General features: G+C 61.0%; 20 protein-coding genes, 10 tRNA genes and 1 pseudogene. 7 read left to right on the top strand and 24 right to left on the bottom strand.

Annotation, left to right across the window (positions count from 1 at the left end; all coding sequences use genetic code 11):
- Positions 1 to 15: 15 nt before the first annotated feature.
- Positions 16 to 843, top strand: coding sequence for a D-alanyl-D-alanine endopeptidase (pbpG, locus tag AB5Y50_RS15030; protein ID WP_041214408.1), 828 nt, complete (start codon positions 16 to 18; stop codon positions 841 to 843).
- A gap of 327 nt (positions 844 to 1,170) precedes the next feature.
- On the opposite strand, the gene AB5Y50_RS15025 is transcribed toward pbpG, so the two are convergent.
- The 12 genes from AB5Y50_RS15025 to pncC form a co-directional block, all read right to left on the bottom strand.
- Positions 1,171 to 1,247 (bottom strand) — tRNA-Arg (locus AB5Y50_RS15025).
- A 27-nt stretch (positions 1,248 to 1,274) separates the two neighbouring features.
- Positions 1,275 to 1,351: transfer RNA gene (locus AB5Y50_RS15020), tRNA-Arg, on the bottom strand.
- Between the two features lie 27 nt (positions 1,352 to 1,378).
- Positions 1,379 to 1,455: transfer RNA gene (locus tag AB5Y50_RS15015), tRNA-Arg, on the bottom strand.
- Between the two features lie 25 nt (positions 1,456 to 1,480).
- A tRNA-Arg gene (locus tag AB5Y50_RS15010) sits at positions 1,481 to 1,557 on the bottom strand.
- A gap of 94 nt (positions 1,558 to 1,651) precedes the next feature.
- A tRNA-Arg gene (locus AB5Y50_RS15005) sits at positions 1,652 to 1,728 on the bottom strand.
- A 4-nt stretch (positions 1,729 to 1,732) separates the two neighbouring features.
- Positions 1,733 to 1,825, bottom strand: a tRNA-Ser gene (locus AB5Y50_RS15000).
- A 212-nt stretch (positions 1,826 to 2,037) separates the two neighbouring features.
- Positions 2,038 to 2,226 carry a carbon storage regulator CsrA gene (gene csrA / locus AB5Y50_RS14995; protein ID WP_005315760.1) on the bottom strand — a complete coding sequence of 63 codons (189 nt, stop codon included), beginning with the start codon at positions 2,224 to 2,226 and terminating at the stop codon, positions 2,038 to 2,040.
- Positions 2,227 to 2,319: 93 nt separating this feature from the next.
- Positions 2,320 to 3,567, bottom strand: coding sequence for an aspartate kinase (locus tag AB5Y50_RS14990; RefSeq protein WP_010672822.1), 1,248 nt, complete (start codon positions 3,565 to 3,567; stop codon positions 2,320 to 2,322).
- Positions 3,568 to 3,583: 16 nt separating this feature from the next.
- Entirely contained in the window at positions 3,584 to 6,208 is a 2,625-nt protein-coding gene (gene alaS, locus AB5Y50_RS14985; protein ID WP_041212325.1) for an alanine--tRNA ligase, read from the bottom strand.
- Between the two features lie 279 nt (positions 6,209 to 6,487).
- The gene (locus tag AB5Y50_RS14980; RefSeq protein ID WP_052815401.1) at positions 6,488 to 6,994 is read right to left on the bottom strand and encodes a regulatory protein RecX; all 507 of its coding nucleotides are present in this window, start codon (positions 6,992 to 6,994) and stop codon (positions 6,488 to 6,490) included.
- A 41-nt stretch (positions 6,995 to 7,035) separates the two neighbouring features.
- A complete protein-coding gene (gene recA, locus AB5Y50_RS14975; protein WP_043154135.1) occupies positions 7,036 to 8,100 on the bottom strand; it encodes a recombinase RecA in 1,065 nt (354 codons plus the stop codon).
- 80 nt (positions 8,101 to 8,180) lie between these two features.
- On the bottom strand, positions 8,181 to 8,672 hold the full coding sequence (pncC, locus tag AB5Y50_RS14970; protein WP_029313644.1) for a nicotinamide-nucleotide amidase: 492 nt from the start codon (positions 8,670 to 8,672) through the stop codon (positions 8,181 to 8,183).
- A gap of 199 nt (positions 8,673 to 8,871) precedes the next feature.
- Here pncC and AB5Y50_RS14965 point away from each other — a divergent pair, with 199 nt between their 5' ends.
- Entirely contained in the window at positions 8,872 to 9,279 is a 408-nt protein-coding gene (locus tag AB5Y50_RS14965; RefSeq protein WP_052815400.1) for a Spy/CpxP family protein refolding chaperone, read from the top strand.
- Between the two features lie 263 nt (positions 9,280 to 9,542).
- Entirely contained in the window at positions 9,543 to 12,113 is a 2,571-nt protein-coding gene (gene mutS, locus AB5Y50_RS14960; protein WP_039040927.1) for a DNA mismatch repair protein MutS, read from the top strand.
- A gap of 70 nt (positions 12,114 to 12,183) precedes the next feature.
- Here the strand turns inward: mutS and AB5Y50_RS14955 are convergent, their stop codons facing one another.
- Both AB5Y50_RS14955 and AB5Y50_RS14950 read right to left on the bottom strand, forming a co-directional pair.
- Positions 12,184 to 13,782 (bottom strand): BCCT family transporter, encoded by a 1,599-nt coding sequence (locus AB5Y50_RS14955; RefSeq protein ID WP_049636524.1) that lies wholly within the window; start codon positions 13,780 to 13,782, stop codon positions 12,184 to 12,186.
- A 9-nt stretch (positions 13,783 to 13,791) separates the two neighbouring features.
- The gene (locus AB5Y50_RS14950) at positions 13,792 to 14,319 is read right to left on the bottom strand and encodes a hypothetical protein (RefSeq protein WP_010672814.1); all 528 of its coding nucleotides are present in this window, start codon (positions 14,317 to 14,319) and stop codon (positions 13,792 to 13,794) included.
- A 163-nt stretch (positions 14,320 to 14,482) separates the two neighbouring features.
- On the opposite strand from AB5Y50_RS14950, the gene AB5Y50_RS14945 reads away from it, so the two are divergent.
- Positions 14,483 to 14,962, top strand: a complete 480-nt coding sequence (locus AB5Y50_RS14945; protein WP_010672813.1) for a MarR family winged helix-turn-helix transcriptional regulator — start codon at positions 14,483 to 14,485, stop codon at positions 14,960 to 14,962.
- Positions 14,963 to 15,229: 267 nt separating this feature from the next.
- Here AB5Y50_RS14945 and AB5Y50_RS14940 read toward each other — a convergent pair whose 3' ends face one another.
- From AB5Y50_RS14940 to plsY, 7 genes and pseudogenes are all read right to left on the bottom strand, one after another.
- Positions 15,230 to 15,598 carry a hypothetical protein gene (locus AB5Y50_RS14940; protein WP_223930540.1) on the bottom strand — a complete coding sequence of 123 codons (369 nt, stop codon included), beginning with the start codon at positions 15,596 to 15,598 and terminating at the stop codon, positions 15,230 to 15,232.
- A gap of 395 nt (positions 15,599 to 15,993) precedes the next feature.
- Positions 15,994 to 16,173: pseudogene (locus tag AB5Y50_RS14935) on the bottom strand (IS3 family transposase); the annotation flags it as partial.
- A 98-nt stretch (positions 16,174 to 16,271) separates the two neighbouring features.
- A tRNA-Asn gene (locus tag AB5Y50_RS14930) sits at positions 16,272 to 16,347 on the bottom strand.
- An 8-nt stretch (positions 16,348 to 16,355) separates the two neighbouring features.
- Positions 16,356 to 16,431, bottom strand: a tRNA-Phe gene (locus AB5Y50_RS14925).
- A 3-nt stretch (positions 16,432 to 16,434) separates the two neighbouring features.
- Positions 16,435 to 16,510, bottom strand: a tRNA-Thr gene (locus AB5Y50_RS14920).
- Between the two features lie 52 nt (positions 16,511 to 16,562).
- Positions 16,563 to 16,638 (bottom strand) — tRNA-Phe (locus AB5Y50_RS14915).
- A gap of 47 nt (positions 16,639 to 16,685) precedes the next feature.
- A complete protein-coding gene (gene plsY, locus AB5Y50_RS14910; RefSeq protein ID WP_052815398.1) occupies positions 16,686 to 17,348 on the bottom strand; it encodes a glycerol-3-phosphate 1-O-acyltransferase PlsY in 663 nt (220 codons plus the stop codon).
- Between the two features lie 171 nt (positions 17,349 to 17,519).
- Between plsY and folB the strand changes: the two genes are divergently transcribed.
- The 3 genes from folB to AB5Y50_RS14895 all read left to right on the top strand — a co-directional run bounded on the left by folB (position 17,520) and on the right by AB5Y50_RS14895 (position 19,000).
- Entirely contained in the window at positions 17,520 to 17,891 is a 372-nt protein-coding gene (gene folB, locus AB5Y50_RS14905) for a dihydroneopterin aldolase (protein WP_010675798.1), read from the top strand.
- On the top strand, positions 17,891 to 18,400 hold the full coding sequence (gene folK, locus AB5Y50_RS14900; RefSeq protein WP_041211771.1) for a 2-amino-4-hydroxy-6-hydroxymethyldihydropteridine diphosphokinase: 510 nt from the start codon (positions 17,891 to 17,893) through the stop codon (positions 18,398 to 18,400). Before folB ends, folK begins: the two co-directional genes overlap by 1 nt.
- Positions 18,401 to 18,517: 117 nt before the next feature.
- Complete coding sequence (locus tag AB5Y50_RS14895) at positions 18,518 to 19,000, top strand: YbaK/EbsC family protein (RefSeq protein ID WP_042864868.1); 483 nt, start codon at positions 18,518 to 18,520, stop codon at positions 18,998 to 19,000.
- A gap of 9 nt (positions 19,001 to 19,009) precedes the next feature.
- On the opposite strand, the gene mdtD is transcribed toward AB5Y50_RS14895, so the two are convergent.
- The 3 genes from mdtD to AB5Y50_RS14880 form a co-directional block, all read right to left on the bottom strand.
- The gene (mdtD, locus tag AB5Y50_RS14890) at positions 19,010 to 20,437 is read right to left on the bottom strand and encodes a multidrug transporter subunit MdtD (protein WP_223919390.1); all 1,428 of its coding nucleotides are present in this window, start codon (positions 20,435 to 20,437) and stop codon (positions 19,010 to 19,012) included.
- 22 nt (positions 20,438 to 20,459) lie between these two features.
- Positions 20,460 to 21,587 (bottom strand): GTP-binding protein, encoded by a 1,128-nt coding sequence (locus AB5Y50_RS14885; protein WP_161470804.1) that lies wholly within the window; start codon positions 21,585 to 21,587, stop codon positions 20,460 to 20,462.
- Positions 21,588 to 21,658: 71 nt separating this feature from the next.
- On the bottom strand, positions 21,659 to 23,065 hold the full coding sequence (locus tag AB5Y50_RS14880; protein ID WP_041213987.1) for a D-arabinono-1,4-lactone oxidase: 1,407 nt from the start codon (positions 23,063 to 23,065) through the stop codon (positions 21,659 to 21,661).
- Between the last annotated feature and the right edge of the window lie 46 nt (positions 23,066 to 23,111).

Here is a 23,111-nt window from a genome sequence, read left to right as displayed (position 1 = left end):
GATGGAGTTGGTTGTATGGGGTGTTGGATTCGCGCAATCGCGCTGGTAGGTGGATTGATGGGACTGCTGGGTTCGCAGACAGCCCTGGCGACCCCCGACCCGGCCAAGCTGCAGCTCAAATCGGGCAGTGCCCTGGTGATGGACGTCAACACCGGCAAGACCCTGTATCAGAAAAACCCCACCCGGGTGCGCCCCATCGCCTCTCTCACCAAGCTGATGACGGCGCTGGTGGTGCTGGATGCCCGCCAGAACCTCAATCAGACCCTGACCATCGATCAGAACGACAGGGACAACATCAAGCACACCTATTCACGGGTGCGCATGGGCACCCAGGTCAGCCGCCGCGACGCCCTGCATCTGGCGCTGATGTCCTCCGAGAACCGCATGGCCTCGGCGCTTGCCCGCCACTACCCGGGGGGTCGCCAGGCCTTCATCCGCGCCATGAACAACAAGGCCAGACAGCTCGGCATGCGCAACACCCGCTACTATGACTCCACCGGTCTCTCCACCCGCAACGTCTCCACCGCCCAGGATCTGGCCAAGCTCCTCTCTGCGGCCTATCGACAGCCGCTGATCCGTGAATTCACCCAGGACACCAGCAGGGAGATGCGCTTTCGCAAGCCGGCCTACAGCCTGATGTTCAACAATACCAACCCGCTGGTGAAGAACCCGGACTGGGATGTACGCCTCTCCAAGACAGGCTATACCGACGAAGCGGGCCGCTGCCTGCTGATGCGTGCCAAACCGGATCGTCAGGAGCTCGCCATCGTACTGCTCAACTCGGTGGGCAAACGCACCCCTGTCGGGGATGCCAACCGCATCCGCAAGTGGCTGAAAAGCTGATTCTCTCAACGAAGACATGAAAGGATGCCGCGGCATCCTTTTTTATTGCCCGCCAAACGCCTCAGCAGGCCGCCAGAGGGCGCCAGCCCCGCACAGCATAGTGCGTTATGGTAAGGGCACCCAGGTCCACAGGCACGGCCACGGGATGTGTCAGCAGCCTGCCAGACAAGATACGTCGAGAGTGGTTACCCGGGGGCACGTGCAGCCGGGGGGAACCGTCCCCCGTGGGGGCGTCAGGGAGAAGGACACGAGAGAGACAACCCCATGATGGGGAGGAGGAAATCGCCCATAAAAAAACAGCCCCGACTGACGTCGAGGCTGTCTGTATGGTGCGCCCGAGAGGATTCGAACCTCTGACCACCTGGTTCGTAGCCAGGTACTCTATCCAGCTGAGCTACGGGCGCTCACAACTTGTTGCACTGCTTGAAATATGGTGCGCCCGAGAGGATTCGAACCTCTGACCACCTGGTTCGTAGCCAGGTACTCTATCCAGCTGAGCTACGGGCGCTCATAAATTGTTGCACTGCTTGAAACATGGTGCGCCCGAGAGGATTCGAACCTCTGACCACCTGGTTCGTAGCCAGGTACTCTATCCAGCTGAGCTACGGGCGCTCATAAATCATTGTATTGCTTGAAATGGTGCGCCCGAGAGGATTCGAACCTCTGACCACCTGGTTCGTAGCCAGGTACTCTATCCAGCTGAGCTACGGGCGCCCTGTTTTCAAACGATAAAAAAAGCTTACTCAACAGTAAGCCTTCTTTAGTGCCGACTTGCTGATGGTCAACACATGACTCCAAGAGTCAAATATGGTGCGCCCGAGAGGATTCGAACCTCTGACCACCTGGTTCGTAGCCAGGTACTCTATCCAGCTGAGCTACGGGCGCAAAATGGCGGAGAAGGGGGGATTCGAACCCCCGATGCGGGTATAAGCCGCATACTCCCTTAGCAGGGGAGCGCCTTCAGCCTCTCGGCCACCTCTCCGTTTGCGGGGCTGATAATACTTCACAGGGATTTTTAGTCAAACACTTTTTTGGAGAAAACAAAGCGTTCGCTCAGCATTTGGCCAAAGAGTGGAATATTCAAGCAATATCGACACTTACCCAGTAGTTTCGCGCTCTGCAGGCCGATTTGCAGGCCCCTGAAAAACAAAAGGCGACATCCGGGATGTCGCCTTCAGGCAGCCATGAAATGGCTTAGAAATTCGGTTGGCCCGGGACTTTCTCGGCCTGTATCCGCATGTAGATCTCTTCGCGGTGTACGGAAACCTCTTTCGGTGCATTCACACCGATACGAACCTGGTTCCCTTTTACGCCCAGTACGGTAACGGTTACTTCGTCACCAATCATCAGGGTTTCCCCTACACGACGAGTCAAAATAAGCATTCGCTTGCTCCTGTATCCTGTTTTGTATTTATATCGATATGCGCCATTATCTTACAAAGATACCGATATGGTAAATGGTTGAAACTAAATCAATCAGGGATTGTTTCCCAAGGGCTGCTCATGAGGCTCTTGATCCAACCCGAACGCCGAGTGCAACGAACGCACGGCCAGCTCCAGGTACTTCTCGTCAATCACCACGGATATCTTGATTTCAGAGGTAGAGATCAGCTGCATGTTGATCCCTTCCTCACCCAATACCTTGAACATGGTGCGCGCTACACCAGGATGATTCCACATGCCGACCCCGACGATGGAGACCTTGGCGATCTCTCCGTTGCCCTGCACGCAGGCGGCCCCCAGCTCGCTGGCGGTCTCCTCCAGCAAGGCGCGGGCCCGGCGATAATCATCGCGATTCACCGTGAAGGTGAAATCGGCGGTGCCATCCCCCATGGTGTTCTGCACTATCATGTCGACATCTATGTTGGCGTCGCTGATCGGATTCAGGATCTGCGCGGCCACGGTCGGCCTGTCCGGCACACCCAGAATGGTCAGGCTGGCCTCGTTGCGATTGAACGCAATGCCGGATACCAGGGGTGCTTCCATCCTCTCACCTCCATATGTGATTAAGGTTCCCTCTCCGTCGACGAAACTCGACAGCACCCTTAGCGGCACGCGGTACTTGCCCGCGAACTCGACCGAACGGATCTGCAACACCTTGGCGCCGAGACTCGCCATCTCGAGCATCTCCTCGAAGGTGATGGTATCGAGGCGACGCGCCTTGGGCTCGATGCGCGGATCCGTGGTATACACCCCGTCCACATCGGTAAAAATCTGGCACTCATCGGCCTTGATGGCCGCAGCCACGGCCACTGCGGTGGTATCCGAACCCCCTCGGCCCAGGGTCGTGATGGCATTGTGCTCATCGCGCCCCTGGAAACCGGCGATCACCACCACCTTGCCGGCACCGAGTGCGGCTTCCACCTGCTCGGTGTCGATACGGGTGATGCGCGCCTTGCCATAGGCGGAGTCGGTGTGGATGCGGACCTGATCACCGGTCATCGAGACTGCGGGGCAACCGCGCTTGTTGAGCGCAATCGCCAGCAGTGCAATGGTGACCTGCTCACCGGTGGAGATCAGCACATCCATCTCGCGCCGGTTGGCATCCTGGTCCAGCTGCTGGGCCATGCCCAGCAACCGGTTGGTTTCGCCCGACATGGCGGAGACCACCACCACCACGTCATGTCCCTGGGCACGGGTCAGTTGAACCCGCTCAGCAACTGCCTCGATCCGCTCCAGCGTGCCGACCGAGGTGCCACCGTACTTCTGTACATAGAGTGCCACAGATCACCTCGCCCGCTTACAGGCGCTCTTCCAGCCAGGAGTGAACGGATTGCAGCGCCGCCGGCACCGCCTCAGGCTGGGTACCACCCGCCTGTGCCATGTCGGGACGACCACCGCCCTTGCCACCCACCTGCTGGGCCACCAGATTGACCAGCTCACCAGCTTTGACCTTACCGGTCAGGTCATTGGTCACGCCCGCGATCAGGTTGACCTTGCCATCACTGCTGGTTGCCAGCAGCACGACACCGGATTTCATCTGGTTCTTCAGCTCGTCCAGCATGCCGCGCAGGGATTTGGGGTCGACCCCTTCCAGGGCGGCAACCAGCACCTTCTGGCCATTGATGTCGATGACCTGACTCAGCAGGTCGTTACCCGCCTGCGCCGCCAGCTTGGCTTTGAGCTGTTCCAGCTCGCGCTCCATCATCTTGGCCTTGTCCAGTACCTGGCGCACCTTGTCGGCGATGGAAAACTGATCGCCCTTCACCAGCGCGGCGGCCTCTTCGATCTGTTCACCCAGCTGGTGCATCAGATCGATGGCGCTCTTGCCGGTGACCGCTTCGATACGACGCACGCCAGCCGCGATGCCGCTCTCGGCAATGATCTTGAAGAAGCCGATGTCACCGGTGCGCTTGGCGTGAGTACCGCCGCACAGCTCGGTGGAGTAGTCGCCCATGCGTACCACACGCACATCGTCTTCATATTTCTCGCCAAACAGCGCCATGGCACCGGCTGACTTGGCCTCTTCCAGCCCCATCAGCTGGGTGGCCACCTCGTGGTTGGCACGGATCTGGGCGTTGACGAGCTCCTCGATCCGGCGAATGGTCGCCATGGTCAGCCCTTCGAAGTGGGAGAAGTCGAAGCGCATGCGCTCGGCGCCCACCAGGGATCCTTTCTGGGTCACGTGCTCACCCAGCGCCTGGCGCAAGGCCGCGTGCAGCAGGTGAGTCACGGAGTGGTTAAGGGCGATGGCCTGACGACGGTCGCCATCGACCACGGCCTCGACCTCGGCTCCCTTCTCCAGGGTACCCAGTTCCAGATAGCCCTTGTGGATGATCGCCTTGCCCGCTTTCTGGGTGTCGGTGACGGCGAAGATGCCGTCATCCACCTTGAGGATGCCGCTGTCACCCACCTGACCGCCGGACTCCGCATAGAAGGGGGTCTCCGCCAGCACGATCACGGCCTCTTCACCAGCGATGAGGCCATTGACCTCGACACCATCCTTGTAGATACCGACCACCTGAGTGTTCTGGCTCAGCTGTTTGTAACCGGTAAAGGGGGTCTCGAAATCGAGCTTCAGCACGTCGTTGTAGTTCACGCCGAAACTGGAAGCCTCTTTCGCGCGGGCGCGCTGCTTCTCCATCTCGGCCTTGAAGCCCTCTTCGTCGATGCCGATCTCGCGCTCGCGCACCACATCGGCGGTCAGGTCGGCCGGGAAGCCGTAAGTGTCATAGAGCTTGAACACCACTTCACCCGGGATCACCTTGGCATCACCGAGGTTGGCCAGGGCGTCTTCCAGCAGCAGCAGACCTCTGTCCAGCGTGCGGACGAACTGCTCCTCCTCGATGCGCAACACTCGCTCGACCAGCGGCAGCTGGGCGATCAGTTCCGCCGCCACATCCTTCATCTGCACGGCCAGCTCGGCAGCCAGCTTGTAGAAGAAGACGTCGGTAGCACCCAGCTTGCGGCCGTGACGCACGGCGCGGCGGATGATGCGGCGCAGCACGTAGCCGCGACCTTCATTGGAGGGCATGACACCGTCAGCCACCAGGAAGGCGCAGGAACGGATGTGGTCCGCGATGACGCGCAGGGACTGGTTGCTCAGATCCGTGGTGCCGACAATCTCGGCCGCCTTCTTGATCAACGCCTGGAAGATGTCGATCTCATAGTTGGAGTGCACCCCCTGCATGATGGCGGAGATACGCTCCAGACCCATGCCGGTATCCACGGACGGACGGGGCAGCGGCTCCATGGTGCCGTCAGCCTGACGGTTGAACTGCATGAAGACCACGTTCCAGATCTCGATGAAGCGGTCGCCATCCTCTTCCGGTGAACCGGGAGGGCCACCCCAGATGTGATCGCCGTGGTCGTAGAAGATCTCGGTGCAGGGACCGCATGGGCCGGTATCGCCCATGGCCCAGAAGTTGTCGGATGCATAAGGAGCACCCTTGTTGTCACCGATGCGCACGATGCGATCGGCCGGCACGCCGACCTCTTTTTCCCAGATGTCGAAGGCTTCGTCATCAGTCGCGTAGACGGTCACCAGCAGGCGCTCTTTGGGCAGCTTGAGGGTACCGGTCAGGAATTCCCATGCAAACCGGATGGCGTCCTGTTTGAAGTAGTCACCGAAGCTGAAGTTGCCCAGCATCTCGAAGAAGGTATGGTGACGGGCGGTATAGCCGACGTTTTCCAGGTCATTGTGCTTGCCGCCAGCCCGCACGCAACGCTGGGCCGTGGTGGCACGGTGATAGGCACGCTTGTCGGCGCCAAGGAACACGTCCTTGAACTGGTTCATCCCTGCGTTGGTGAACAGCAGGGTCGGATCGTTGTGCGGTACCAGCGAGCTGGAAGAGACAACCTGGTGTCCCTGGGTGCGGAAATACTCGAGAAACGCAGCGCGAATCTCTGACGTGGACATGTACATGGAAAATCCTGCTTGATTCGAATACGGACTTTTAACCGCATTAATGTAAGTTTTCTGCAGGGTAAAGTAAAACGTGGGGACCCTTGGCGGGTGAAATAGCCCCCAAGGGGCCAGCGTTTGGCAGCAGCACCCGCAAGCACGTCGCAACAGGGGGGCTTCGGGATGCCTCGCTCGACCACAGGGCCACCATCGACAGACCCGGCGAAGGGCTGATATTCCCCACCAGCCGCACCGCACACCAAGGGAAATCCTGCCCATAGGTCCAACCTCGGCGCGCCACTATTGCTCACCTTGCATGGCTGAGAGGGCGTAACGGGCTTGCTCCTGGGTAAAACCACGCCCCATCAGATATTTGAGCCACTTCAGGCGCAGTTTGAAGTCGGCAAAGTCGGTCGCCTTTGCCCGACGCGACAACAACGCAAGCGCCAGTTCGAACCAGTCGAGCTCGGGTTGATCCAGGGCCGCCTCGATCTGGGTGTCATCCAGCCCCTTGCGACGCAGGTCGAAGCGGATCCTGAGCGGACCATGGCCTTTGGCCGCACCGGCCCGCACCGCCATGGCACCGTAACGATCGTCATTGACCCAGCCATAGCCACGGCAATGGTCGAGTACAACGGCGACCACCTCCTCCTCGAATCCCTTCTGACGCAGGCGTCTGGCCAGCTCGGATTCAGCACTTTCGCGGCGGGCAAGACTGCGCATGGCAAAGGCGCGGGCGGCGGCGACCTGCTCTTCAAAGGTCAATTCGACGGGCTCGCCCGGCTCGTTCACTGATTCATCCACCATAAACAACAAGGCCGGGTATCAACCCGGCCTTTCCTCATTCCTTATTCGAACTCTTGTTCGTTTTCGGCTTCAAACTCGGCGTATTCGGCAGCCGTGGCCTTCTCCTCCACCGGCGCGGCGCCGGAGAGCAGCAGCTCGCGCAGCTTCACTTCCACCTCGGCAGCCAGTGCCTTGTTTTCGGAGAAGAGCTTCATCACGTTGGCTTTACCCTGGCCGATCTTCTCGCCGTTGTAGCTGTACCAGGCACCCGCCTTGTCGATCAGCTTGTGCTTGACGCCCAGGTCCACCAGCTCGCCCTCCTTGGAGATGCCGGCACCATAGAAGATCTGGAATTCAGCCTGCTTGAAGGGTGGCGCCACCTTGTTCTTCACTACCTTGACGCGGGTCTCGTTACCGACCACTTCGTCACCCTCCTTGATGGCGCCGGTACGACGGATGTCCAGGCGCACGGAAGCGTAGAACTTCAAAGCGTTACCACCGGTGGTGGTCTCCGGGCTGCCGAACATGACACCGATCTTCATCCGGATCTGGTTGATGAAGATGCACAGGCAGTTGGCGTTCTTGATGTTGGCGGTCAATTTACGCAGCGCCTGCGACATCAGACGAGCCTGCAGGCCGACGTGGGAGTCACCCATCTCCCCTTCGATTTCCGCTTTCGGGGTCAAGGCCGCCACGGAGTCGACGATGATGACGTCGACGGCATTGGAGCGCACCAGCATGTCGCAAATCTCCAGTGCCTGTTCACCGGTATCCGGCTGGGAGATGAGCAGGTCGTCGACGTTGACGCCCAGCTTGGCGGCATAGATAGGATCCAGTGCGTGCTCCGCATCGACGAAGGCACAGGTCTTGCCCTTCTTCTGGGCTTCGGCGATCACCTGCAGGGTCAGCGTAGTTTTACCGGACGATTCCGGACCGTAGATCTCGACGATACGACCGCACGGCAGACCACCGATCCCCAGCGCCACGTCCAGAGAGAGGGAGCCGGTGGAGATGGCTTCGATATCCATGGTCTTGCTGTCGCCCAGACGCATGATGGAGCCTTTGCCAAACTGCTTTTCGATCTGGCCCAGCGCAGCCGCCAGTGCCTTCTGTTTGTTCTGATCCATGCCAATCTCCGCTGGGAATCGTGAGTAAGAAGTGAAGTTGGGCTAAGTATACTGTTTATGTATACAGTATCAAGCCCAATTTATTTGAGCAGTGCCAGGAGTCCGGACAAGGCCTGTCTGACCGCCTGCTGGCGCACCTGATGGCGATCCCCATCGAAACGTGCGAGCAGGGAGTGGTGACGACCGGTACGATCTGCCCAGGCAAACCAGACAGTGCCGACCGGTTTCTCCTCGCTGCCACCACCAGGCCCGGCGATACCGCTGATGGCCACGCAGATACCCGCATCGGAGCGAGCCAGGCAGCCCCGGGTCATCTCCAGCACCACGGGTTCGCTGACGGCGCCGTGGCGCAACAGGCTGTCGATGCTAACGCCGAGCATCTGCTGTTTGGCTTCGTTGGTGTAGGTCACGAAACCGCGATCGAACCAGGCAGAGCTGCCGGCAGTATCCGTGATGGCAGTGGCAACCCCGCCGCCGGTACAGGATTCCGCCGTGGCGGCCAGCCAGCCTCTGGCCAGCAGTGCCTCGCCCAGTTCCCGGGATAAGCGGGAGATCTCTGCTTCAAGTCCCATCATCGCGTCCTCTTCCGGCCTCTTCCAGGCGAAATATGGCGCTCATTATGCAGTTGCCCCGCTCCTCGGGCAACCGACCCCGGGGCCACTGCGTCAGCAAGTTGTCGTCGCTTAAGCTCCAGTACATGGCTGCTCGTTATCATGTTCCAACACCGCCATGCATGCGGTTTCCATCCCATCAGACCAAGGAGAAAGCCGGATGATGCATCCGTTCAACGTCGCCATGACAGCCCTCGCAATGTGTATCGCCACCCATGCCTTTGCCACCGAGGGCACCGCCGAGCTGCAGAGCGAGACCACCCTGGCCCAGGAGCTGAACCTCTCCAGCGCCCAGGTGGAGCAGATCAAAGGGCTGCGCGAGCAGGCCACCAGGGAGCTGGGCTCAATCAAGCTCGATGCCATCGGCCAGGACGTCATCGTCAACATGATCAAGTCCGGCAAATGGGATGAAGTGGCGGCGAGGAAGCAGTTGCAGACCATCAGCGACGTACAGGCCGAGGCCCGCTACCATCGCGCCCACTACCTCTTCGAGGTGAGCCGGGTGCTGACGCCCGAGCAGAAAGCCAAGCTGCACGAGATGCTGAGCGGCGGCGAAGCCATGTACTGAGGGCGACACTCTCCCCGTCTCTCCCATCCCCGCATCCGTGCGGGGATGCTATTTCTCCTCCCCCATGCCTCTTTTCGGCCAGGCTCCCCCCAGACCACTCTAGTCAGCATCATCCGGATGCACAGATCCGCGACGGGATGCCGGCTTTGCCTCCAAGACGGAGATTCCTCCTCACCATCTTGCCTCGAGCATGTAGAATGGCCCCCAGATTCAGACCCATGACGGCAGACGTTTGCCCGCAAGAGCACCTTCTGGAATAGCACATGACAGCACAATACCAAGCGCCAGGCGCCAACTTGAGCGCCCACACCCCCATGATGCAGCAGTATCTGACTCTCAAGGCCGAAAACCCGGAGATCCTGCTGTTCTATCGCATGGGTGACTTCTACGAGCTCTTCTACGACGACGCCCGCAAGGCCTCCCAGCTGCTCGACATCTCCCTGACCAAGCGCGGCCAGTCGGCCGGCAGCCCCATCCCGATGGCCGGGGTGCCCTATCACGCCATCGAGGGGTATCTCGCCAAGCTGGTACAGCTCGGCGAATCGGCCGCCATCTGCGAGCAGGTGGGGGATCCCGCCACCAGCAAGGGGCCGGTGGAGCGCAAGGTCATTCGCATCATCACCCCGGGTACCGTCTCCGACGAGGCGCTGCTCAGCGAGCGGCAGGACAACCTGATCGCCGCCGTCTACCACGATGGCCGCCGCTTCGGTTACGGCACCATGGACATCGGCTCCGGTCGCTTCTTCATCAACCAGTTCGAGAAAGAGGAGACCCTGCTGGCGGAGCTGCAACGCACCAATCCGGCGGAGCTGCTCTACCCCGAATCGTTCGCCTTCCTGCACCATGTCGAGGGTCGCCGCGGTCTGCGCCGCCGCCCGGAGTGGGAGTTCGAGCTCGGCACCGCCCGCAAGCTCTTGTGCCAGCAGTTCGGCACCCAGGATCTGGTGGGCTTTGGGGTCGAACAGAGCGAGACCGCCCTGTGCGCCGCCGGCTGCCTGATGCAGTACGTGAAAGACACCCAGCGCACCGCCCTGCCCCACATTCGCAGCGTGCGCCTGGAGCAGCCCGATCATGCGGTCATCATGGATGCCGCCACCCGCCGCAATCTGGAGCTGACCCAGAATCTGGCCGGCGGTCACGACAATACCCTCTCCGCCGTGCTCGATTGCACCGCCACGCCGATGGGCAGCCGCCTGCTCAAGCGCTGGATCCACCAGCCGATCCGCGACCGGGTGATCCTCAAAGGTCGCCAGAGCACCATCAAGGAGCTCATCGAGCAGAACCTCTATGACGAGCTGGGGAGCCTGCTGCGCCAGGTCGGCGATGTGGAGCGGGTGCTGGCGCGCCTCGCCCTGCGCAGTGCCCGCCCGCGCGATCTGACCCGGCTGCGGCAGGCTTTTGCTCAGCTGCCCGAGTTGCAGCGTCTGCTGGCGGAGAGCGAGCACGAGGCGGTGCAGCAGCTGCGCGAGCGGGCAAGTACCTTCCCCGAGCTGTTCGACCTGCTGGAGCGTGCCGTGATGGAGGTGCCGCCGGTGCTCATCCGCGATGGCGGCGTCATCCGTGAAGGGTTCAATCAGGAGCTGGACGAGCTGCGGGATCTGGCCAATGGCGCCACCGCCAGCCTAGCCCGCATCGAGGAGCGGGAGAAGGCGCTCACCGGCATCAACACCCTCAAGGTGGGCTACAACAAGGTGCACGGCTTCTACATCGAGGTGAGCCGCGCCAACAGCCACCTGGTGCCGGCCCACTACATCCGCCGCCAGACGCTGAAAAACAACGAGCGCTACATCATCGATGAGCTGAAGAAGTACGAGGACAAAGTGCTCACCGCCCAGGCCCAGGCGCTGGCGCTGGAAAAACGTCTCTACGAAGAGCTGCTCGACGCCCTGCTGCCGCACCTCGGCGATCTGCAGGAGTCTGCTGCCGCACTGGCGGAGCTGGACGTGCTGGCCAACCTGGCCGAGCGGGCAGAGACCCTCGACTATCGCTGCCCCACACTCATCGACGAGGATCAGATCCTCATCGAGGCGGGCCGCCATCCGGTGGTGGAGCAGGTGATGACCGACCCCTTTATCGCCAACCCGATACGGCTGGAGCGGGAGCGGCGGATGTTGATCATCACCGGCCCCAACATGGGCGGTAAATCGACCTACATGCGCCAGACCGCGCTCATCGTGCTGCTGGCCCATATCGGCGCATTCGTGCCCGCCGACAGCGCCCGCATCGGCCCCATCGACCGCATCTTCACCCGCATCGGGGCGTCGGATGATCTCGCCTCCGGCCGCTCCACCTTTATGGTGGAGATGACCGAAACCGCCAATATCCTCAACAACGCCACCGCCCGCAGTCTGGTGCTGATGGACGAGATTGGCCGCGGCACCAGCACCTACGACGGCCTCTCGCTGGCCTGGGCCTGCGCCGAGCAGCTGGCAAGCAAGATTGGCGCCTACACCCTGTTCGCCACTCACTACTTCGAGCTGACCCGCCTGCCCGAGCTGATGAGTGGGCTGGCCAACGTCCACCTGGATGCGGTGGAGCACGGCGACACCATCGCCTTCATGCACGCGGTGCAGGAAGGTGCGGCCAGCCGATCCTACGGCCTGCAGGTAGCGGCGCTGGCCGGGGTGCCGAAATCGGTGATCCACCAGGCCCGCCACAAACTGCACGAGCTGGAGAGTGCCACTCCGGTGGCCGCCGGCGAAAGCCGTCCGGCTCCGGTAACTCTCGCCCCGCAACCCCATCCTGTGGTGGAGGAGCTGGCAGCAGTTCGCCCGGACGAGCTGACCCCGCGCCAGGCCCTTGACCTGCTCTATCGACTCAAGCAGATGCTGTAGCTACCGACCGCCGAACAGGCATGAAAAAGGGGAACCGCGAGGTTCCCCTTTCGTTTGACCGAACCTGTCATCAGCCCGGACCGATGCGATCCATCAGGCTCAGATTGACCGACCCCGGATGGCGCTTGAGCTTCTGCCTGTATTCGAACTGGTGCTGGCTCTCCTGTTTGAGCCCCTGCATCAGGGAGTAGCACATGGCCAGCATGATGACCGAGAAGGGCAGCGCGGCGATGATGCTGGCGGCCTGCAGGGCGGCAAGCCCGCCGGAGACCAGCAGAATGGCCGCGACCAGCCCCTGCCCCAGTCCCCAGATGGCACGGTGCAGCACGGGGGGATCCTGGTCGCCGATGGAGAGCAGCGTCGTAATCACGAGCGTGCCCGAGTCGCTGGAGGTGATGAAGTAGGTGCAGATAAGCAGGGTCAGCACCCCCTTGGCAATCCAGCCGAAGGTCTCCCAGTGCAGCAGTTCCACCGTCTTGTAGAGCGCCATGGTGACATCCTGATTGACCGCTTCCACCACGCCGCCGCCACCGAACAGCTCCAGGTTCATGGCAGTCCCGCCGAACACGGTGAGCCAGAACATGCCGAGCAGGGAGGGCACCAGCAGAACACCGAGCACGAATTCACGAATCGTGCGGCCCTTGGAGATGCGGGCGATGAACATGCCGACAAAGGGTGCCCACGCGATCCACCAGCCCCAGTAAAATGCGGTCCAGCTAGACTGCCAGGCCGAGGTACCGTTGGCTTCGGTATTGGTCCAGAAGCTCAGCTTGACGATGTTCTGCAGGTAATCACCGATGTTCTGCACATAGGCGTTGAGTATGTAGGTGGTCGGCCCCAGCACCAGGAAGAGGCCCAGCACGAACACGCTCAACCAGATATTGAGTTCGGAGAGGATCTTCACCCCGCGCCCGACGCCGGAGATGGCCGACAGGGTGGCAATCAGGCTGATGCCACCGATGAGCCAGAGCTGGTTCGCTTGTGACACGCCCATGCCGAACATCTGATTGAGGCCGGTGTTCATCTGGGAAACTCCCAGCCCAAGGGAGGTCGCCACCCCGAACACGGTACCGAACACCGCCAGCACGTCGGCGGCATGGCCCCAGAAGCCGTAGATGCGATCGCCAAGAATGGGGTAGAGCACGGAGCGGATGGCCAGCGGCAACTTGCGCCGGTAGCTGAAGAAGGCCAGCGACAGGCCGACGATCACATAGATGGCCCAGGGGTGCAGACCCCAGTGGAAGAAGGTGAGGCGCATGGCGATCTGGGCCGCTTCCGGCGTCATACCTTCGGTGATGAAGGGGTTGCCCTGCAGGTGATACATGGGCTCGGCGATACTCCAGAACACCAGGCCTATGCCCATGCCTGCGCTGAACAGCATGGAAAACCAGGCAAAGTAGCCAAACTCCGGTACCTGGTCGTCGTCGCCCAGCCGGATGCTGCCAAAGCGGCTGAACATCAGGTAGACGGCGAAGAACAGGAACAGGGCGACCACCAGGATGTAATACCACTTGAAGCCAGCAATGATGGTGTCCTTGGCCCCGGTAAACCAGGTGCCTGCGGTATCCGGATCAAAGACGCCGAACAGCAGGAAGAGGGTCACGACGGTCAGGGCCGTCATGGCCATGGTGGGATTGAGGCCTTTCAAAAGCCCTTTGGTTGCTCGCATCGGGCCTCCTTAGTCGTTGTTGAAAAAGTCTTCACCCACGTGATCGCCGGCACCGCCGATGGCGCGATAGGCCAGACGACCTGCCACCTGCTCACGGTGATCCACCAGGGTCACCGACGGCTGGCCGTTCACTGCGTGGCGTTTGCCGAGGAAGATAGCCATGGGCACCCCCAGATTGGAGACACCGCTGGTGATCCAGAGGCGGTTGAAGTCATAGGAGCCACCGATGAACTCCAGCTGTGCCAGCCCATTGTCCAGACCCGCCAGATAAAAGTTCATGGCACTCTCGTCGGGGAAGAGGTGAACCAGCACATAGGCATAGCGCAGCTCATTGACCAACTCCTTTAGACTGAAAGAACCTGTGTTGCTGCAAGAGAGCGGCAGCTCACCATCGTAGTGGTGTACCTTGAGGTTGTTGGGGTCCTCGTCATAGGCAGGTTGATAACGCACAAATGCTGCGGTGTCCGGCAGTTCATAGCGAACTCTGACCACACGCAGGTCGGCAACCAGGGACTTGATATCCAGGTCGTCATGCATGATTTCACTCCTCAAATATCGGGTTGGAATGGGGCAATTGTCCGATAACCTAACACAATATTCATTAGAGCTAAAACCATTACATCAAAAACCATATTGACCTTGTTATGGATTAGGCGGAGAATTTCGCGCCTCTCCACAGCCCTGCGATGACCCAGACCCCATGGAAAAACATGATGAAGTGCTGATCGCCCTGCGCCAGATCATCCGTGCCATCGACATGCACTCCAAGCGCTTGATCAAGGAGGCCGGCCTGACCTCGCCTCAACTCCTGCTGCTCAAGGGCATCGACGAGCTTGGCCAGATCTCCATGCGCCAGTTGGCGGATCACACCAACATGAGCCAGGCCACCGCCACCACCATCATGGACCGGCTGGAGAGCCGCCAGCTGGTACAGCGCATTCGCAGCGAAACCGACAAACGCAAGGTGCATGCAACGCTCACTGACGCGGGACGCGCCCTGCTTGCCCAGGCTCCGACCCCCTTGCAGGAGAGTTTCATTCAACGTTTTCAGGCGCTGGAGAACTGGGAGCAAGGGTTGTTGCTCTCATCCCTGCAACGCATCTCCGCCATGATGAATGCCGACGGCATCGATGCCGCCCCCGTGCTGAGTGTCAGCCCCCTGACCGAAGAGCGGGCCTGAAATCCTGAAGTCCGTTTACATGTTTTCAGTTAACTTCTGGCACTCAGAACCCGATGTACCGCATCGGGGATTCTGCATTGCGAGGCCTAATGCGATCATTCTAGGTTATAACTACCCACCACCTTATGCACCATCTTCCTCGTCTACACCAGGTCCTACGGGCTTTGCTACAGCAACTCTCCTTTCAGTATCCCGTTCACCCGCTCTGCCAGCGCATTCTGATAACAGTCATACCCATCAGTCATCGAGTACTGTACTCCGTACCGTTCATACAGCGTCTGATTCAAGCCTGAGCAATACTGCACCCTGCCGTCCGAGTGATGGATAAACTCCCCGCTGCCACGCCGTTGCTTCAGTGCTCTGCGCCATCACAACCAACTCAGCATGCATCCCTTCGTGCACGTGATGCCCCGCTATCTTACGCGAGCAGGCATCCGTCACCAGGCTCAGGTAGAGTGGCCCGCTCTTTGCCGGCAGGTAAGTGATGTCGGCAACCAAGACCTGCCCTGGCGCCACCGCAGTGATTTTCACCGGGCCGGGTTTGAGCAAGTTGGGATGGCGATAGAAACGCTGAAAACTGTGGAGCGTCTTGTGATAGGCCCGTTTGGGCTGCACCAACAGACGGTGCTCGGCCAATATCCTAAACAGTCTGTCCCACCAGACCGTCAGCCCAGCATCGTCTTGGCCCTGCAGCAGATAATGCTACTTGTGGATGCCCACCCGTAGTGAACTTTGCGCACAAAGCTCACTACCTGCTGCCCTTGTGCATGACGCAGGTCGGCGACCCGATTGCGATTGTAGTCAGCCTAACGGTTTATTCCGAGGAACCAGCAAGCACTGAAGATGGTCAGCTTTTCGACATACCGCTGCGAGAGAGCTTACCAGGTCGTTTTTTACGATTGAGGCGCCTTCAAAGAACTGAGCCTCCAGGCTCATCTGCGCCAGCTACTCGAGCTCCTTGATACGCTGTTCAGACATTTGGTTGCCGGGATCAGGCATGATGTGATCCTGCCAGCTCTAATCGATGCTCCCTGGCTCCAACCCTGCAGACCATGCTTATGCAACCATACCAGAATGGTCGAATTGCCCTGAATGCCATATTGGAATTGTGTCTACTGGTAGGTGAGTTCACCTTTTTCAATCTGCTCGACCAGGGACAATTTAAACCTCAGTGAGTAATCGCGCTGTGTGCGTTTCACACCTTGTCCCATCGAGATCTCCATCTATTCGGGGAAGAAGGTATAAGCCATATTCAGGACGGGGACAATGGGAAAAGAAAAAGCCCAGCATTGCTGCTGGGCTTTTTATTTGGCTCCTCCTGCTGGGCTCGAACCAGCGACCTGCGGATTAACAGTCCGTCGCTCTACCGACTGAGCTAAGGAGGAATTATTCGTGGTGCCCAGAGACGGAATCGAACCGCCGACACGGGGATTTTCAATCCCCTGCTCTACCGACTGAGCTATCTGGGCAAATGGTGCCGGCTACCGGAATCGAACTGGTGACCTACTGATTACAAGTCAGTTGCTCTACCTACTGAGCTAAGCCGGCACACTTCAAACCATTGTGCATGAACACGTTTTTATTTCATGGCACCAAAATATGGTGCCCAGAGACGGAATCGAACCGCCGACACGGGGATTTTCAATCCCCTGCTCTACCGACTGAGCTATCTGGGCGTGGGCGCTATTAAACGGATTTTAGGGCAGGTGGTCAACGGGAAATTTCACTTTTCGTCTCGTTCGTCTCTTTTTTGCGCAGCATCATCCATTTTCATCACTTCTGCTGGCGGGACCGCTCCCCGGCGCCCCCAGAGGCGGGACTCCTCCCCCTTGAGCAGGCGGGTAATGTTCTCGTGATGACGGATCAGGATGAGACAGGAGAGCAGGGAGACCGGCAACGTGTATTCCGGTTTGAGCAGATAGGTAAAGAGCGGAGTCAGCAACACGGTCACGATGGACGCCAGTGACGAATAGCCGCTCACCAGCAGCACCAGCAGCCAGGTGGTGATGACGGCGCCCCCCATGGCAAAGCCGATGGGCAGCATGGTACCGAGGGCGGTGGCGACGCCCTTGCCGCCACGGAAGTGGAAGAAGAGGGGGTACATGTGGCCCAGACAGGCGGCCACCCCGATAAAGCCGAGGTAGACGGGCTTGATCTGCAGATACCAGGCGAGGTAGACGGGGGTCATCCCCTTGAGGACGTCGAGAAGCAGTACGATCAGCGCCGCCATCCGGCCGCCGAGGCGCAACACATTGGTCGCCCCCGGGTTGTGGGAACCATGGTCACGGGGATCCGGCAGACCCGTGATGCGGGAAACCAGCACGGCACTGGACAGCGAACCGCCCAGATAGGCCAGAATAATCATCAAAATCGTCAGGGCCGTCATCTTGGTCGTTTTTACCACGATATGAATGGGGTATGATGCGGGCCACATTCCCAGGCCCGGGCTTGCCCGAAAGCGTGTCGCCCAAACCGGCCGCCAGCGGCAATCTGCTTGCCGGGCCTGCATCCCTGCGCTGTTTTCACAGCCCATCAAGAGTAAAGAAGAAGTACTGTCATGGACAAGGTGTTTATTCGCGGACTCGAGGTTTTGACCACCATAGGGGTATATGAGTGGGAGAAGGGCATTCGCCAGAAGCTCTGTTTCGACCTCGAGATGGGGTTTGACAATCGCCCAGCCGCCGCAACCGACGATATCAATCTGGCGCTGGATTACGCCACCCTCTCTCGCAAGATCTGTGATCACGCCCAGGGCAAGATAGTGGAGCTGGTCGAGACCATGGCCGAGCAGGTCGCCGCCCTGGTGCTGGAAGACGAGCGGGTACAGTGGGTCAAGGTGACCCTGACCAAACCGGGTGCCGTGCCCAATGCGGCAGGCGTCGGGGTCGAGATCTTGCGCCATCGCACGCCGGCTGCGAGCGCCAACTGATGACCCGCATCTATATCAGTCTGGGATCCAACATCGAACGGGAACGCCATATCCGCGCCGGCCTCGATGCCCTGCACGCCGAATTCGGCGAGTTGCAGGTCTCCCGGGTATTCGAGAGCGAGGCAGTGGGCTTCAACGGCCGCCCCTTCTACAACCTGGTGGTGGGTGCCGATACCGAGCTGCCCCTGGCGACCCTGTGCCAGCGGCTGCGCGCCATGGAGTTCGCTCACGGCCGCGAACCGGATGCCAAGAAGTTCGCCCCGCGCACCCTGGATCTCGATCTGCTGCTCTACGGCGAGCTGGTCTGCGAGACACCGCTGGTGCTGCCGCGCGGCGAGATCCTCACCAACGCCTTCGTGCTCTGGCCGCTGGCGGAGCTGGCTCCCACATTCCGCCATCCCATCGATGGTCGCACCATCGGTGAGCTGTGGGCAGGTTACGACAAAGCCTCCCAGCGCCTTGACCCCATTCCCTTCCACTGGAAAGCGGGCGAATTGCAGCATCACTGAACGACAAGGGCACCCTCGGGTGCCCTTGTTGATGACTCCGCTGATGACGGATAAGAAACGGTGATTGGGCCTGCGCCGGTGCAAGTGGCAGGATGACCGCCATCACAGGAGAACCCCATGCCACTCGATGCCATTCACGACTTCAACCGTCAGTTGCTCACCGACCTGCCCCACCAGCGCTTCGAGCACGAACCCATCCTCGATTACGCCACCGACGAGCGGGTCAAGGCTCGCCTCGGCTGGCAGGCCGAGTTCAGCAAGACCCTTTTCCTCAAATTCAAGGATGGTCGCTTCGCCCTGCTGCTGACCCACAGGGACGGCCGGCTCGACAGCAAGGCGGTCAAGGCGGCGCTCGGTGCCAAACCCTCCATCTGCACCGCTGACGAGATGCAGACCGAGATTGGCTGCCTGCCGGGAGCCGTCTGCCCCTTCCTGCCACGCGCCGACATCCCCCTGCTGGTGGATCCCGTGCTCATGAATCACCATGCCTTTACCTGGACGCCGGGCCACCCCGAGCAGACTTTCCTGCTGGAGACCACCCACCTGGCCGGACTGCTGGCCCGATTACCCTGCGACGTGAGCTACCTGCCCGCCCCCTGAGCCTGGGACTCAGCGCTTTTCCCGCGCCAGCTGGGCGAAGATCAGCGCCGCCAGCATGGACATCAGGCCGATGCACAGATAGGTGAGGTGGAACCCCTCCAGCCAGCGGCCACTCTCCTCGGGCTGGCCGATGGAGAAGAGTCCCAGCAGGCTGGCGGCGATGGCCACCCCCAGGCTCATGGAGAGCTGCATCACCACCGACAGCAGACCGTTGCCGCTGCTGGCGTGCTCGCTGCTGAGATCCTGCAGGGTCAGGGTGTTCATGGCGGAAAATTGCAGGGAGTTGATGGCGCCAAAGACCGCCAGCCACACCAGCAGTACGCCGTGGGGCACCTGGTTGTCGATGAAATAGAAGCTCGCGATCATGGCCCCGAGCGCCAGGGTGTTGCCGATCAGGATGCGGCGATAACCGATGCGCGGAATGAGCTTGTTCACCAGCGTCTTGGTCAGCATGGCGCCGATCACCGTGGGGATCATGGTCATCCCCGCCTTGCTCGGGGAGAAGCCGAGCCCCAGTTGCAGGAAGAGCGGGGTGAGAAACGGCATGGCGCCGCTGCCGAGGCGGGCAAACAGATTGCCCCAGATACCGATGGCGAAGGTGGACGTCTTGAACAGCGCCAGACTGAACAGGGGCTGCTCCGCCGTGGCGGCATAGAGCCAGTAGCTCGCCATGGCGGCCAGACCGAACAATACCGCAAACAGGGCCCAGCCGGTTGAGATGCTGTGCTCCCCCAGGCCTTGCAGACCGACGGATACCAGCACCATGCCGACACTGAACAGCACAAACCCCTGCCAGTCAAACCTGGCGGTGTGCTGGCGAAGGTCGGGCATGAAGTGCCAGCTCGCCACGAAGCCGAGCAGGCCCACCGGCAGGTTGATGAGGAAGACCCAGTGCCAGCTCGCCACCTCCACCAGCCAGCCCCCCAGGGCCGGGCCGATGAGGGGGCCGAGCAGACCGGGGATGGTGACGAACGACATCACCCTCAGCAGCTCATGCTTGCTGTAGACCCGCAGCACCGCCAGACGCCCGATGGGCATCAGCAAGGCCCCCCCGACCCCTTGCAACACCCGGGCGATCACCAGCATGGGCAGGGTGTTGGCGATGGCACAGGCCAGGGAACCCAGAGTAAACAGCAGGATGGCGACCAGATAGACCCGGCGGGTGCCGAATCTGTCCGCCAACCAGCCGGAGGCGGGAATGAGCAGGGCCACCGTCAGCATGTAGGCGATGATGACGGACTGCATCTGCAGCGGACTCTCGCCCAGGGCCTCGGCCATGCTGGGCAGGGCGGTGTTGAGGATGGTGCCATCCAGTGTCTGCATGAAAAAACCGACCGCCGTCAGCCAGGGCAGCCATTTGCGCTGGGCGGGCGTCACCATCGGGGAGCTGTCAGGCATGGTTCTGTCTCTCCTCATCACATAAGAAAAGACCCGCACGAGCGCGGGTCATATCAGCATATCAGGCATCCGGCTGGCCGAGCATGGCCTTGAGGTGCTCTTCCAGGCTGGGTTCGGGGGCCTTGAGGGTCGAGAGGAACAACTGCTCTATGCCTACCCTGTCCTGGCTCTTCACGATGAACACCAGCCGGGACTGGGCCTTGCCTTCGGGCCACTCCCCCAGCGCCTGCAACGGATAGAGCTGGCCGTGCACGCCGTGGATCACCACGGGCTGGCTCTCCCCTTCCAGTTGCAATATCCCCTTGAGGCGCAGCAGGGCATCGCCGTATTGCGCCTGCACCGCATCGATGGCGGCCAGCAGGCGGGAGGGCTTGAGCGGCTCGCCGATGCGCAGGGAGAAACTTTCTATATTGCCGTGCTCGAAGCGGGTGGGCGCGACCGTCCCCACCTTGGCGGCAAACGGCGTCATCTTCGGCTGCATGGGCGAAGCCAGCCCCTGTTTCGGGGATTCGGTACGCAGCCAGGCCAGCAACTGGCGCACGTCGCGCCCCGCCGCCTCGTTGTAGGCGCCGAGCTTCTCCAGCACCGCGGGCGAGAGCACCCCATTGCTGACCCGCTGGATGGGGGCTGCCGGATTGAGGGCCGCCAGTTGGGGTTCCACCCTCGCAAGGGTCTCTTCGTCCACCAGGTCCCCCTTGCTCACCACCAGCAGATCCGCCAGCGCCACCTGTTTGACCGCCTCATATTGAGCGGCCAGCTGCTGCTCGATATGGCCGGCATCCACCACGGTGACGGTGCCATCGAAGCGGTAGCGCTGGGCGATAAAGCCCTCTTCCCTCAACGTGAACAGCACGGGGGCCGGATCGGCCAGACCCGTGGTCTCGATAATCAGCCGTTTGAAGGGTTTGATTTTCCGTTGGATGGCCTTCATGAAAAGCCCCTGCAGCGCCTCCACCAGGGAGCCCTGCACCGAGCAGCAGATGCAGCCGGAATCGAGCAGCACCACCTGCTCGTCCACCTGCTGTACCAGATGGTGATCCAGCCCCACGGAGCCGAACTCATTGATGAGCACGGCGCACTCCCCGAGCTCGGGCTGCTTGACCCAGTGGTTGAGCAAGGTGGTCTTGCCGCTGCCGAGAAAACCGGTCAGCAGGGTCACGGGGATGCGGGTGTCTTGCATGTCTGTCATCGGGTTGCCCCCCCTCTGATCGGCAGGAGGATGAGTAAGCGAGTGTCTTGCATATCGGTCATGTCAGATCCTTACCGGTTGGCGAACAGGTCGCCGAGCCAGCGGTTTTCGAAACGGCCATGGGGGTCAAGCTCCCGCTTCAGGGCCAGGAAGTCGTGCCAGCGCGGCAACAGGGCCGGGAAGTCGTAGAGGTCCATCGCCAGGTGCTTGCCGAAATGGGGAATGCCGCCGAGGGGCACCAGCAGTTGCTGCAACTCGCGCATCTGCTCCATGGAGCCCCCGACAAAGGTCCCGTCCGCCGCCAGATAGACCAAAAAACCTATCCAGCACACCGACTTGTCATGGGCGGCACTGAGCCAGGCCACGGAGGGACCGGTGCAGCGCAGGATGAAGGGGTAGTGCAGCACGCCGGGGTTCGCCTCCTGCCATGCCTGCAGGATTGAAAGGGCCTCCCCCATGCGTTCGAGGGGCACGGCCACCTCGCAGTTGATCTGGGGCGCCGGGATCCCCTTGCAGAGGATCTGGTAGACGTTGCCCACCAGATCCGAGGCGTCCTTGAAGCGGCGCACCGTCTCGAAGTGCTCGCCTGCCCTGGCCTCGTCCTTGGTGTCTCTGGCCATCTTCTGCAGGGTCGCGTCTATGGTGGCATTGAGCGCCAGGTTCATGCGCTCGTCCATGTCTCCCTCCAGCACCAGCGGCTCGCTGCCCCCAGCGCGGTAGCGGGCCACCTCGTCATCGGAGGCGGGATCCACCAGCCAGATGTGGCTCTCGCCGGTCCAGGCGAACCACCAGCTCTTCACGAAGGCGTGCTCCCGGTTGAGGCGCTCGTTGTGTTCCAGCAGGAAGGGGTAGTCGGTGGTGAACTTGGTGCAGCGCATGATGCGGTTGGGCACAGTGTTGAGGGTCACATCCAGCAGGATGCCGAGCATCCCCATGCCCATCACGAAGGCGCCGAAGCGCGGATCGGTGCGATCCACACGGATGATGTCGCCGCTCGCCAGCATCACGGTCAGGGCAGCCACCGCATCGCACAGGGCGGACTGGTGCAGTCCCTGCCCATGGGTGCCGGTGCTGAGCGCACCGCCCAGGGTCTGGATGCCGATGACGCCGGGGGACGCCGGCAGCATGCGATCCATGGCGATGAGGTCGGCATAGACGGTATCAAGCGGCGTCCCCGCCAGGTAGGTCACCGTATCGGCAGTCTTGTCCAGCTGGCCGCGCAGGTGGTGCAGGTCCACCAGCAGCGCCTGGCTGCCTTCGGCGTAGACGCTGTGGATGGGTTCGAAAGAGAGGCCGGAGCCGATGAGCCGCAGCTTGCGCTCGGGGTATTCCCGCAGCAATTGCTGCAGCTCGTCACGGGTCGTCGGGCGCCACACCTGATCAAGGGCGCCGAGGGGGTTGGTTCTGGACCAGTTGAACAGCACCTCCCGATTGCCAATCGCCTTGATGCTGTGAAATGCCTGGAACCTGACCGTCATACCGCGCCTCATCTGACTTCAAAATGAGCGCCAATTCTACCGAAAA

It is taken from the genome of Aeromonas sp. s6, assembly GCF_040907815.1.
GTDB lineage: Bacteria > Pseudomonadota > Gammaproteobacteria > Enterobacterales > Aeromonadaceae > Aeromonas > Aeromonas caviae.
The sequence above is the reverse complement of the archived record's forward strand: the minus strand, read 5'-3'. Positions and strand labels throughout refer to the sequence as shown.